The 13,490-nt window shown below is 72.2% G+C and carries 6 protein-coding genes and 1 tRNA gene; all 7 read right to left on the bottom strand.

Annotation, left to right across the window (positions count from 1 at the left end; all coding sequences use genetic code 11):
• Positions 1 to 21: 21 nt before the first annotated feature.
• The gene (locus AFM16_RS21595; protein ID WP_245177760.1) at positions 22 to 2,442 is read right to left on the bottom strand and encodes an NB-ARC domain-containing protein; all 2,421 of its coding nucleotides are present in this window, start codon (positions 2,440 to 2,442) and stop codon (positions 22 to 24) included.
• A gap of 651 nt (positions 2,443 to 3,093) precedes the next feature.
• Positions 3,094 to 3,366, bottom strand: coding sequence for a hypothetical protein (locus AFM16_RS21585; RefSeq protein WP_143648417.1), 273 nt, complete (start codon positions 3,364 to 3,366; stop codon positions 3,094 to 3,096).
• 419 nt (positions 3,367 to 3,785) lie between these two features.
• Positions 3,786 to 3,862 (bottom strand) — tRNA-Thr (locus AFM16_RS21580).
• Positions 3,863 to 3,939: 77 nt separating this feature from the next.
• A complete protein-coding gene (locus AFM16_RS21575; RefSeq protein ID WP_078634328.1) occupies positions 3,940 to 5,523 on the bottom strand; it encodes an alpha/beta hydrolase in 1,584 nt (527 codons plus the stop codon).
• 109 nt (positions 5,524 to 5,632) lie between these two features.
• A complete protein-coding gene (locus AFM16_RS21570) occupies positions 5,633 to 6,838 on the bottom strand; it encodes a DNA polymerase III subunit delta' (protein ID WP_078634327.1) in 1,206 nt (401 codons plus the stop codon).
• A 221-nt stretch (positions 6,839 to 7,059) separates the two neighbouring features.
• A complete protein-coding gene (gene tmk, locus AFM16_RS21565) occupies positions 7,060 to 10,350 on the bottom strand; it encodes a dTMP kinase (RefSeq protein ID WP_078634326.1) in 3,291 nt (1,096 codons plus the stop codon).
• Between the two features lie 163 nt (positions 10,351 to 10,513).
• Entirely contained in the window at positions 10,514 to 13,357 is a 2,844-nt protein-coding gene (gene topA / locus AFM16_RS21560) for a type I DNA topoisomerase (RefSeq protein ID WP_078634325.1), read from the bottom strand.
• Positions 13,358 to 13,490 lie beyond the last annotated feature (133 nt).

The following is a 13,490-nucleotide window of genomic DNA, read 5'->3' as shown; positions in this document are numbered from 1 at the left end:
CGTGAACGGCGACGGCCCGGCTCAGACACTCGCGCACCAGGCCGTCACGGTCCCCGGTCCGCTCGGCGACGTCGGCGAGCTGCACCAGCGCCTGCGCCTCGTAGTGCGTCGCCCCCACTCGCCCAGCACCTGGGCCGCCCCGCGCAGCTCGCGAACCGCCTCCTCGGTCTCACCGAGATGATCGTGTACGACGCCCATGGCGGCGGTCACCCGGGCCGCCATCCGGCGGTCGGGCTCGTCCCGGCTCTCCAGCTCCTGTCGCGCCCGGCGCAAGGTGACCATGGCCTCCGCGTGATCGCCCTGGGCGTCCTGCGCGCACCCGAGGAAGTAGGCGGCGATGGCCGCGCCACGGGCCTCCCCGGCCTGCTCGTTGAGTTGCAGGGAGAGCAGGTAGGCATCGACGGCGCGAGACGGTTCGCAGAGGTCCCGGTACCGTCCGAGGAACTCCTGTACGGAGGCGCGCAGGACGAGGTGACCGGACGTCTCGGCCAGGGCGACGGCCTTGTCGAGTTCCGCTGCGGCCCGGTCGTTCTCGCCGAGGTCCAGCAACGGGCGCGACAGCAGGCTGCGCAGCCGGGCCTCTGCCGCCGTGGCCTCCGTGAACTCGCCGGCCGTGCCCGCCGAAGCCGCCGCTGCGGCCGCTGCCTCGGCACCCAGCTCCAGCGACTCCTTCCAGGCCCCGAGGTAGCGGCGGTACAGGAACAGCACGGTGAACGCCTCGGCCAGCCGCCACGCCAAGGTGTGCAGCCCGAACCGGACGGCCGTGCGCAACACCGCCAGGACGGCGGGGCGCTCTGTGTCCAGCCACTCCAAGGGCGGCGGCCCGCCGACAGCGGCGAAGGGATCATCGGCGTCCCGCAGCAGGGCGCTCAGCTCGGCGATCCGCAGCCGGTCCCGCCTGAGGGCGCGGTCGGCGAACGCGGTCAGCACGAGATAGTGCGTGCCCACCCGTTCCGTCAGGGCCACCTCCGCGTTCTCCGGCTCCTCCGCCACCGCGCGCTCCTTGGCGTGCAGACGGACCAGATCGTGCATGCGGTAGCGGCCGTCCTGTGTCTTCTCCACCAGGCTGGCCTTCACCAGGACACCCAGCAGACGCTTCGCGCGCCGCGTGTCGACATCGGCGGCGACCGCAGCCACGCCGGCGTCGAAGAGGCCGACCGGCAGCCAGCCCAGGAGGCGGTAGAGCCGAGCGGCTTCCGGTGGCAACAGCCGATAGGAGGGACCCAGAACAGCGGACACGGAGGACTCCTCACCTTCCAGCGCCATCCCGGCCAGCCTTCCGGCTTCGTCGTCCAGTTCGGCGGCCAGAGCCGTCATGCTCAGGGCGTCATCGGTGACCAGCCGCGCCGCCACGACCTGGAGGGCCACCGGGAGCCCGCCGCACAGCTCGACCAGACGCTCCGCGGCCTCGGGCTCGGCCGCGACCGCTTCCGCACCGCACCGGTCCCTCAGCAGCGCGAGCCCGCCGTGCGCATCCAGCGGTTTGACAGAGATCAACCGGGCACCGTCCATGGCCAGTTCACCGAGCCTGCCCTGACTCGTGACCAGCACGGCGCTGCCCGGCCCCTTGGGGATCAGAGCGCGCACCTGTGCGGGCTGGTTCACGTCGTCAAGGACGAGCAGGATGCGAAGGTCGGCCGAGCGCGACCGGAACAGGTTGGTCCGTTCCGCAAGTGAACTCGGAATGCCGTCGTCGCTTCCCGACAGCGACCTCAGGCACATGGCGAGGGCCTCGGAGACATCGGCGCCGACGAGACTCATCGGCACGGACCGGTCCCTCAGTGCCGCGAAGTCCACGTACAACTGGCCGTCCGGGAAGAGCGCCCGCGACGCCGCCGCCCAATGCCAGGCCATGGTCGTCTTGCCGACACCCGGGAGGCCGGCGAGCACACCGACGTCAACGGACCCGGAGCGATCCGCGCGCCCGCCAAATAACGCGTCCAGATTGGCGAGTTCGGCAGTGCGGTTACTGAACGGAACTGTCACAGCAGGTACTTGATCGGGTCGCACAGCGGAATCCGACGCCGTAGCCGTCCCGACGTTGAAGGTGATGCCACCGTGGATGTGCGAACCCTGGAAGGTGGGACCGTAGTTCACCCCTCCACTGACAAGGCTGACGAAGGTCCGGGAGGACTCTGGAGCGACCTCGGCCAGCAGCCGTGCCAACTCCTCGGCAGCACCGGGATCCTCCTGAAAGAGCGCCTCCAGCCGCTGCCGCAACCGGGCCCGGACGTCTGCCTGAGCGCGTACGCCTCCCGTCGTCCGTGCGTCGTTCAACTCGGCACGGTCGGCTTCCAGTTCGCCCTCGACGTCCTCGCCCGAAGCGCGCCGCCCGGCGAACCGGGCGATCGCCCCCTTGGCCCGTTCCCACGCGTCCGAAACCATCAGCCCGACCAGCGCCGTCGCCCCCGACGCGGCAAGAGTCGCCAACTCGGCTTCCACTCAGCCCCCTTCACCCATCCATCCCCACAGACCAGCCGAACCCCAACCGTAGAGAGCCCCCATTTGTTTGAACACCCCGGCTCGCCGCCCACCCCGTAACCGTCTCCGCCGTGCACGTGCGGAAGGACGCCGCGCTCCGGCCGCCGCCAGTGGCTCGACGAAGAAGACCTGGCCCCGGACGGAAGGACCGCGACGGCGCCCGGCGCCCGGCTCGTCTTCGAGGACGAGGCCGGTTTGAGGACGAGGCCGGAAGGACCACCGCGACCTGATCCGGACCGCGCACCAGCGGCTCGGCGGCCCGATCGTGCCGGTCCGGAACAACCTGAACACCCACCTCAGCGCCGGGATTACGCAGAACCCGAGGCTGAACGCGGATCAGCCGAACAACGCCACGCCTCTGACAATTGCCACCACGCCACAGACAACCGCCAAGATTGCCCATATGACCCTGAGATGGTCCGGAGTGAACCGAGGGCTGGGCGGCCCTCCCGGCGCGATCGTCCCGATTGCGTCGTATACCCGGATGGCCAGGTTGCGGTAATCGCAGGCGATCAGTGCACCAAGAGCCGATACGAGCGCGGCCCACACGAAATGAAACACATCGCCTCCGTCTTCAGGTGCCCGCACTTGACCACTGTTTCCGCGGGTGACTCAGGTTACGCCCGACCGAATTTCAACAACCATTCCCACGAAGGACAGGAACGCGATGACCCAACCGGCAAAGCGAAGCGACCTCGACGACTCCCTCTCCACGGGGCCCGGCAGGACGACCGCAAGGAGCGCATGCACGCGATCGGCAGCCTGCGCGATGTTGCTCCCCACCGAGACCCCCAGCGGAAGCAGCACTGCGCAGACGACAAGCCCCGCGACGCTCATATCGGTCGGGCCACGCCCCGCCAGCTCGACAACTTCCACCTGATTCACGTTTCTCTCGCTACCAATCAAATGGATTGAGAATTCTCGCCATGTCGCCGATTCGACACACTCACGTTCCGCGCGAGTTCGCCACTCCCGGTCGTACCCCGATGCCGACGATCAAGCCGATACCGGCAATACCTACCGGTTCGTCACGACTATCCATCAAATCAATGGCTCGCTCTTGCCTGCAGGCTCTGCCAACGGTGCCGCCCCGGCCATCTCCTCGCAGTAGCCCAAAATCAGCCCAAACCGTATTCGAATTCACCCTCGGGCCGACCTGCACTCACGAAACAAATCCGATCCCACTGCGTCGCGGCAAGCGGGGCAAGGCCGGATGAGCGGCTGCCAGGGCGGCAACGGCAACTGGCCGCAACCAGGACGGAACGACGGCAGCGGCCCCCCGAAGGAAACCGCTGTGTCAGAGATGGAGCCGCCTTCGGGATTCGAACCCGAGACCTACGCATTACGAGTGCGTTGCTCTGGCCATCTGAGCTAAGGCGGCGCGCTGCGGACCATGGTGTGGTCAGCAACGTCGGTAAGTCTACACAGTTTCTGGAGGGGCTCGGACCACCCCCTGGGTCAGCGGCAGCGCTTGCCGGAGGGTGGGGGTGTGCCGGTCAGGAGGTAGGTGTCGATCGTGGAGTCGATGCAGGAGCTGCCGCGGCCGTAGGCGGTGTGGCCGTCGCCGACGTAGGTGAGGAGGCGGGCCGAGGCGAGCTGGCCGGAGAGGGCCTGGGCCCAGCGGTAGGGGGTCGCCGGGTCGCGGGTGGTGCCGACGACGACGATCGGCGCGGCGCCCTTCGCCTCGATGCGGCGCGGCTCGCCCGTGGCCGCGACCGGCCAGTACGTGCAGTTCAGGGAGGCCCAGGCGAGGCCCTCGCCGAAGACCGGGGACGCCTTCTCGAAGGACGGCAGCGCCCGCCGTACGTCCTCGGGGCCCGAGAAGGCGGACGGGAGGTCGAGGCAGTTCACGGCGGCGTTGGCGGCCATCAGATTGGCGTAGCGGCCGTCGCCGTCGCGTTCGTAGTAGCTGTCGGACAGGGCGAGCAGGCCGGAGCCGTCGTTCTCCTCGATCGCCGCGGTCAGCGCGTCACGGAGCTGCTCCCAGGAGCTCTCGTCGTACATCGCCGCGATCACGCCGGTGGTGGCGAGCGCCTCGCCGAGCGGGCGGCCGGACGGGTCGCCGGTGGGGACGGGGCGGGCGTCGAGGCGGCGGAAGAACGCCTTGAGGTTGCGGCCGACCTCGGCCTCCTCCTTGCCGAGCGGGCAGCCGGCGCTGCGCGCGCAGTCCTTGGCGAAGGACCGGAACGCCGTCTCGAAGCCCGCCGTCTGGTCCAGGCTCAGCCGGCGGGCGGACAGCGAAGGGTCCATCGCGCCGTCCAGGACCAGCCGGCCCACCCGCTCCGGGAACAGTCCGGCGTACGTCGCGCCGAGCAGCGTCCCGTACGACGCGCCCACGTACGTCAGCCGCCGGTCCCCCAGCACCCCGCGCAGCACGTCCATGTCGCGGGCCGCCTCGACGGTCGAGACGTGCCGCAGCAGCCGGGCGGACCGCGCGCCGCAGCTCTCCGCGAACTTCTGGTACGCGTCGACCAGCTTTCCGGTCTCCCGCTGGTCGTCGGGGGTCACGTCGGTCTGCGTGTACGCGTCCATCGCGCGGCCGTCGAGACAGAGCACGGGCTCGCTGCGGGCCACGCCGCGCGGGTCCACGGCGACCATGTCGTACCGCGCGCGGACCTCGGCCGGGTAGCCGATCCCCGCGTACCCCTGGAGGTAGCCGACCGCCGAGCCGCCGGGGCCGCCCGGGTTCACCAGCAGGGAGCCCAGCCGCTTGCCCGGCCCGGTGGCCTTCTTGCGGGCGACGGCGAGGCGGACGTCGCCCTTGGCCGGGTCGGCGTAGTCGAGCGGCGCCTTCATCGTGGCGCACTGGAAACCGGGGACGCCGCAGGAGCGCCAGTCCAGCTTCTGCCCGTAGTACGACGTCAGCGCCGACGGCGTCGCCTTCGGCAGCGCGGCCAGCTCCGCCCGGGCCGCCGAGCCCGCCGGACTCGTCGTGTCCCGGGAGGGGGAGCAGGCCGGGACCAGCAGCGCCGCGACGGAGAGCAGCGTGACGGCGACGAGGGAGCTGCGCGGGGACCTGCCGGGTGAGCGCCTGGTGTGCATGCCGCGAGCGTAACTCTGCGCGACCGGATGAACGCCGTACGTGCGCGAAGTGGCACGGACGAGTGACGGCGTCAACGTCCCGGAGCGGGTACCCCCGCCCGGGCGGGACTCAGCCCGCTCTCAGCGCCATCGTCATCGCCTCCACCGCCAGCAGCGGCGCCACGTTCCGGTCGAGGGCGTCTCTGCACGCGGCGATCGCCTCGATACGGCGCAGGGTGGACTCCGGGGAGCTGCCGCGGGCGAGCCGCTCCAGGGCGTCCTCCGCGTCCCCGTTGGCGATCGCGACGCGGGAGCCGAGCTGGAGGGCGAGGACGTCGCGGTAGAAGCCGGTGAGGTCGGTGAGCGCGAGGTCGAGGCTGTCGCGCTGGGTGCGGGTGCGACGGCGCTTCTGCTTGTCCTCCAGGTCCTTCATCACGCCCGCCGTTCCGCGCGGCATCCGGCCGCCCTGAGCCGCACCTAGAGCCGCCTTCAGTTCCTCGGTCTCCTTGCCGTCCATCTCCTCGGCGAGCACCTTGGCGTCCTCCGCCGCCGCGTCGACCAGTTCCTGCGCGGCCTTGAGGCAGCCGCCGACGTCCTCGACGCGCAGCGGCAGCTTCAGCACGGCGGCGCGGCGCTCGCGCGCGGCCGGGTCGGTGGCCAGGCGGCGGGCCCGGTCCACATGCCCCTGGGTGGCGCGGGCGGCGGCCTCGGCGACGGCCGGCTCGATGCCCTCGCGCCGTACGAGCAGGTCGGCGACGGCCTCGACGGACGGCGTGCGCAGGTTCAGGTGACGGCAGCGGGAGCGGATCGTGGGCAGCACGTCCTCCAGGGAGGGGGCGCAGAGCAGCCAGACCGTCCGCGGGGCCGGCTCCTCGACCGCCTTCAGGACGGCGTTGGCCGACTTCTCGTTCAGCCGCTCGGCGTCCTCGACGAGGATGACCTGCCAGCGGCCCGTGGCCGGCGAGGTGTAGGACTTGCGGACCGTGTCGCGCATGTCCTCGGCGAGGATCTGCGAGCCCACGGCGGCCACGGTGGTGACATCGGCGTGGGTGCCGATGAGTGCCGTGTGGCAGCCGTCGCAGAAGCCGCAGCCGGGGGCGCCGCCGAGCGCGCGGTCCGGGCTGACGCACTGCAACGCGGCGGCGAACGCCCGCGCCACCTGGGTCCGGCCGGCGCCGGGCGGTCCGGTGAACAGCCAGGCATGGGTCATCTTCGACGCCTCGGGCGGCGGGGCGCCGGTGGTGACCGCGGTGACGAGCGCGTCGGCGTCACGGGCCGCGGCGGCGAGCTGGCCGCTGACCTTCTCCTGCCCGACGAGGTCGTCCCACACGGTCATGGGTCACGCCGTCCTTCCGTCACATCGCCGTAGCGGCACGTCGTCCTTGCAGCACGTCGTCCTTACGGCACGTCGTCCTTGCGTCATGCCTCCGCGCCGGCGCCGGACACCCGGACACCCGGCCGGTCGTGGTGGTCGCTTCCATTGTGCGGGCCGCCACTGACAACGCGGTCCGCCCCGTCGACCGCGGTCGGCCTCACCGACCCCCCGGCCGGGAGCACTCAGCGCCGTCGGCCGCCGCGCCCCCTGCCGCCGCCGTCCCGGCCCTCGTCCAGATCGTCGTCGTCCCGGTGCGGGCCCAGCAGTTCGTCCGCGAGGGACGGCAGGTCGTCCAGCGGGGTCTCCTCGGCCCAGTCGGGGCGCGGCCGTCTGCGGGGCGCGCCTTCCTCGTCGACCTGCGGCAGCTCACGCGTGCTGCCCTCGGACCCGTCGGGACCGGCACCCGGCCCGGCCTCCGCCCGCTCGTCGCGCTCGTCACGGAAGAACCCCGTGGGCACCCGGTCCGCGGGACCGTCCCCCCGTACCGGAGGCAGGACCGCGGTCTCGTCCGCGGCGCGCTGGTCACGGACCGGCGGCAGCACCGCCGTCTCGTCCGCCGCGCCCGCCGGAGGCACGGGCGGCAGGACCGCCGTCTCGTCCGCGGCCCCCGCCGGAGGCACCGGCAGCTCGGTCGTCACCTCGGCCTGCGTGGGCTCCGGGTCCTTCTCCAGGCGGGCCCGCGCGGGCGCGCTGTCCGCCGCGTTCCTGCCCGGGCGGACCCGGGGCAGCTTCGCGGTGTCCTCCACCGAGCCGGAGCCACCCGGAGCGCCGGAGCCACCCGGCGCATTGGCCGGCGACACGACCGGAGTGGGCACGGTCACGGCCTCCTGCGGCGCGGGCGGCGGCTTACGGGGGCCGGCCTGCGCCGCGGCCGCGGCCTGCTCCGCCGCACGGCGTGCCTCCTCGGCCCGCAGCAGGGCCTCCTCGGCCTTGCGCTGCTTCTCCAGGCGGCGCGTCTCGGCCTCGGCCCGCAGCCGGGCCTCCTCCTCGGCCTGCCTGCGGCGCCGCTCCTCCTCCGCCTTGCGGCGGGCCTCCTCCTCGGCGCGCGCCTTCTCCTCGGCGAGGAGCCGCTTGCGCTCCTCCTCCGCACGCCGCTGGGCCTCCTCCGCGCGCAGGCGGGCCTCCTCGGCCTGGCGCTCGGCCTCGCGCCGCTGCGCCTCCTCCAGCTCGCGCCGCTTGCGCTCCTCCTCCTCGGCGCGCAGCTTGGCGAGCTGCTCCTCGCGCTCGCGCTCCAGGCGCTCCTCCTCGGCCTTGCGCGCGGCCTCTTCCTCGGCCTTGCGCCGGGCCTCCTCCTCGGCCTTGCGGCGCGCCTCCTCCTGGGCCGCGATCTCGGCCTCGGACAGCGGCAGCATCCGGTCGAGCCGGGCGCGTACGACGGTGGTGACGGCCTCGGGCTGCTGGCCCGCGTCGACCACCAGGTAGCGGCCGGGGTCGGCGGCGGCGAGGGTGAGGAAACCGGAGCGCACACGCGTGTGGAACTCCGCCGGCTCCGACTCCAGACGGTCGGGCGCCTCCGTGAACCGCTCGCGGGCGGTCTCCGGGGAGACGTCGAGCAGCACCGTCAGATGCGGCACCAGGCCGTCGGTCGCCCAGCGGGAGATCCGGGCGATCTCGGTCGGGGAGAGGTCACGGCCCGCGCCCTGGTAGGCCACGGACGAGTCGATGTACCGGTCGGTGATCACGACCGCGCCGCGCTCCAGGGCGGGCCGGACGACGGTGTCGACGTGCTCCGCGCGGTCCGCCGCGTACAGCAGCGCCTCCGCGCGGTGCGAGAGGCCCGCGGACGACACGTCCAGCAGGATCGAGCGCAGCCGCTTGCCCACGGGGGTGGCCCCCGGCTCGCGCGTGAGGACGACCTCGTGGCCCTTGGCGCGGATCCACTCGGCGAGCGCCTCGGCCTGGGTGGACTTGCCGGCGCCGTCGCCGCCCTCCAGGGCGATGAAGAAGCCGGTGGGGGCGGGCGCCTGCACCGGGTCGTCGCCGCCGAGCAGCGCGTCCCGCAGGTCCTGGCGCAGAGGGACGCCGGAACGGTCGTCGACCTTGGCCAGCACCAGCGCGGCCACCGGCAGCAGCAGCGCGCCGACCAGCATCAGGGTGAACGCGGCGCCGCCGTGCGCGAACACGAACTTGCCGTTCTCCAGGCGGTGCGGGCCGATCAGCGCCGCGACCAGCGGGGCGATCAGCGCGGCCAGCGCCACGGAGACCCGGACGACCGCGTGCAGATGCTCGGTGGTCCGGGCGCGGCGGTGGTCCTCGGTCTCCTGGTCGAGCAGGGCGTGCCCGGTGTTGGCGGCGACGCCCGCGCCGACGCCGGCCAGGGTGGTGATCAGCAGCACGCTGGTGACGTCCGGGACCAGCCCGGCGGCGAGCAGGGCGATGCCGGTGAAGGCGATGGCCAGGGCGAGCAGGCGGCGCCGCGACAGCGACACCAGCACCTTGGGTGCCGTCCGTACGCCGACGACGACTCCGCCGGTGAGGCCGAGCACGAACAGGCCGTACAGCACCGGGCCGCCGCCCAGGTACGTGGCGTGCAGGACGGCCACGGCGACGGCGGCCGCGATCGCGGCGGCGACGGCCGCGCAGGAGAGGACCAGCAGCGGGACGGCGCCGGTGCGGCCGGCGTCGACACCGGTGGCCGTACGGGGCCGGCGCAGGCCCTCAAGCGGGGACCGCGCGCGCGGGGTGCGCGTCGAGGGCAGCTCCAGGAAGACCACGACCGACAGGGACCCGGCGAAGAGCCCCCCGGCGACGTACGAGGCGAGGGCCGCCTGGTGCTGGGCGAACCAGTCGATGCCGGCGCCCAGCAGGTTGTTGACCAGCGAGGCCCCGACCAGCACGGCCGCGCCGAGCGGGATCGCCACGAAGCCGGTGCGCACGGCGAGCCGGCGCAGGGCGTCCAGGTGGTCCGGCAGCGGCCGTACCGTCGCGCCCTCCAGGGGCGGGGCGGGCAGCAGCGCGGGGGCGGCGCTCTCGCGGGCGACGGTCCAGAACCGCTCGGCGACACCGGTCACGAAGACGGTGACCAGCAGCAGGGCCAGCGCGTCGTCCGGCGTCCAGTCGATCCACAGGGGCGCGACGATCAGCAGCGCGGCGCGCACACCGTCGGCGCCGACCATGGTCCAGCGCCGGTCGAGCGGCCCGTCGGGTGAGGTGAGCGAGCTGAGCGGGCCGAGGAGGACGGCGCCGAAGAGGAGGGTGGCGAGGATCCGTACGGCGAAGACGGACGCCACGGCGAACGCCACGCCCCGGTAGCCGCTCCCGAAGGCGCCCTCCACGATGGCCGCCTGGAGGGCGAGGAAGACGAACACCAGCAGGGCCAGGGTGTCCGCCACACCCCCCACCAACTGGGCGCTCCACAGCCGCTTGAGCTGGGGCTCGCGCAACAGGGCGCGCACGGCGCGCTCGCGGGAGTCGGCCACCAGGGCGTCGTCCGGGGCCGGGTGGTGGGCCGTTGGCTGCTCGGCTCGCGTCATGCTTTCAGCCTATCGGCAGCGACTGACAGCTCGGGGCGTCCGTCCGCACGTACGACCGCCCCGACACCAAAGTGATGCCGGGGCGGTCGTTTCGTGGACCGGCCGTGGAGAAGCGGAGGGCAGAGAAGTGGAGAAACGGTGACGGTGACCCGAAGGGCCGGGGTCAGTCCTCCTGCGGGGCGGACGCCGTCGTCTTTTTCGCGGCCGCGGTGGTCTTCGCGGCCGTCGTCGTCTTCTTCGCCGTGGTCTTCTTGGCGGCCGTCTTCTTCGCCGGGGCCGCCTTCTTGGCCGTGGTCTTCTTGGCCGTCGTCTTCTTCGCGGGTGCCTTCTTCGCCGTCTTCTTGGCGGGGCCCTTGGCCCGCTTCTCGGCGAGCAGTTCGTAACCGCGTTCGGGGGTGATGTCCTCGACGCTGTCGCCGGAGCGCAGGGTCGCGTTGGTCTCCCCGTCGGTGACGTACGGCCCGAAGCGGCCGTCCTTGACGACGACCGGCTTCTCGCTGACCGGGTCGGTGCCCAGTTCCTTCAGCGGCGGCTTGGCGGCGGCGCGGCCGCGCTGCTTGGGCTGGGCGTAGATCGCCAGCGCCTCTTCGAGGGTGATCGTGAAGAGCTGGTCCTCGGTCTGCAGGGAGCGGGAGTCCGTCCCCTTCTTCAGGTACGGGCCGTAGCGGCCGTTCTGCGCGGTGATCTCCTGGCCCTCGGCGTCGGTGCCGACGACACGCGGCAGCGACATCAGCTTGAGGGCGTCCTCCAGCGTGACCGTGTCCAGCGACATCGACTTGAACAGCGAGGCCGTGCGCGGCTTGACGGCGTTCTTGCCGGTCTTGGGGGTGCCCTCGGGGAGCACCTCGGTGACGTACGGGCCGTACCGGCCGGCGCGGGCGATGACCGGGTGGCCGCTGGCCGGGTCGGTGCCCAGTTCGAAGTCGCCGCTCGGCTTGGCGAGGAGTTCCTCGGCCAGCTCGACGGACAGTTCGTCGGGCGCCAGGTCCTCGGGGATGTCGGCGCGCTGGTGGCCCTCCGCGTCCTTCTCGCCGCGCTCGATGTACGGGCCGTAGCGGCCGACCCGCAGCACGATGCCGTTGCCCACGGGGAACGACGACACCTCGCGCGCGTCGATCGCGCCCAGGTCGGTCACCAGTTCCTTGAGGCCGCCGAGGTGGTCCCCGTCGCCGTTGCCGGCGTCGGCGGCGCCGCCCGTGTCGGCTCCCTCGACGTCACCGAAGTAGAAGCGCTTCAGCCACGGCACGGCCTGGGCCTCACCGCGGGCGATGCGGTCGAGGTCGTCCTCCATCTTGGCGGTGAAGTCGTAGTCGACGAGCCGCCCGAAGTGCTTCTCCAGGAGGTTGACCACGGCGAAGGAGAGGAAGGACGGGACGAGCGCGGTGCCCTTCTTGAAGACGTAGCCGCGGTCGAGGATCGTGCCGATGATCGACGCGTACGTCGACGGGCGGCCGATCTCGCGCTCCTCCAGCTCCTTGACGAGGCTGGCCTCGGTGTAGCGGGCCGGGGGCTTGGTGGCGTGCCCGTCGACCGTGATCTCGTCGGCGCTGAGCGCGTCGCCCTCGGTGACCTGGGGCAGACGGCGCTCGCGGTCGTCCAGCTCGGCGTTCGGGTCGTCGGCGCCCTCGACGTACGCCTTCAGGAAGCCATGGAAGGTGATCGTCTTGCCGGAGGCGCTGAACTCGACGTCCCGGCCGTCGGCGGCGGTTCCACCGATCTTGACCGTCACGCTGTTGCCGGTGGCGTCCTTCATCTGGGAGGCGACGGTCCGCTTCCAGATCAGTTCGTACAGCTTGAACTGGTCGCCGGTCAGGCCGGTCTCGGCGGGGGTGCGGAAACGATCACCCGAGGGGCGGATCGCCTCGTGCGCCTCCTGCGCGTTCTTGACCTTCCCGGCGTACGTGCGCGGCTGCGGCGGCAGGTAGTCGGCGCCGTACAACTGCGTGACCTGGGCCCGCGCGGCGGACACGGCGGTGTCGCTCAGCGTGGTGGAGTCGGTACGCATGTAGGTGATGTAGCCGTTCTCGTACAGCTTCTGGGCGACCTGCATGGTGGCCTTCGCCCCGAAGCCGAGCTTGCGGCTGGCCTCCTGCTGGAGCGTCGTCGTACGGAACGGGGCGTACGGCGAGCGGCGGTACGGCTTGGACTCGACGGACCGGACGGAGAAGCGGGTGTTCTCCAGGGCGGCGGCGAGGGCGCGGGCGTTCGCCTCGTCGAGGTGGAGGGTGTTCGCGCTCTTCAGTTGTCCCAGGGAGTCGAAGTCGCGGCCCTGCGCGACCCGCCTGCCGTCGACCGTCTGGAGGCGGGCGACCAGCGACGACGGGTCCGACGCGTCCCCGGCGCGGCCGGTGCCGAAGGTGCCCGTCAGGTCCCAGTACTCGGCAGAACGAAAGGCGATGCGCTCGCGTTCCCGCTCGACGACGAGCCGGGTGGCGACGGACTGGACCCGGCCGGCCGACAGCCGCGGCATGACCTTCTTCCACAGGACCGGCGAGACCTCGTAGCCGTAGAGGCGGTCGAGGATGCGGCGGGTCTCCTGGGCGTCGACGAGGAGCTGGTTGAGCTGGCGCGGGTTGGCCACGGCGGCCCGGATCGCGTCCTTGGTGATCTCGTGGAAGACCATCCGCTTGACGGGGATCTTCGGCTTGAGGACCTCCTGGAGGTGCCAGGCGATCGCCTCGCCCTCCCGGTCCTCGTCCGTCGCGAGGAAGAGCTCGTCGGACTCCTTGAGCAGGTCCTTGAGCTTCTTGACCTGGGCCCGCTTGTCCGCGTTGACCACGTAGATCGGCTGGAAGTCGTGCTCGACGTCGACACCGAGGCGGCGGACCTCGCCGGTGTACTTCTCCGGCACCTCCGCGGCGCCGTTGGGAAGGTCGCGGATGTGCCCGACGCTGGCCTCGACGATGTAGCCGGGGCCGAGGTAACCCTTGATCGTCTTCGCCTTGGCAGGCGACTCGACGATGACGAGTCGGCGGCCGCCCTTCGCGGTCTCGCTGGTCGGGGACAACTTCGCTCTTCTCTCCGGTCGAGGCTGGGGCCTCCCCGGGCTCTTGATCCCGGGGTCGGGTCGGGTGACGCTGCGGAGTGTGACGGTACATCCCGCCCCCGTGTCAAACGGGAAAAGCCCGCAACGGCCACTC

Source organism: Streptomyces antibioticus (assembly GCF_002019855.1).
Lineage (GTDB): Bacteria > Actinomycetota > Actinomycetes > Streptomycetales > Streptomycetaceae > Streptomyces > Streptomyces antibioticus_B.
This window is presented reverse-complemented; position numbering and strand designations above follow the sequence as displayed.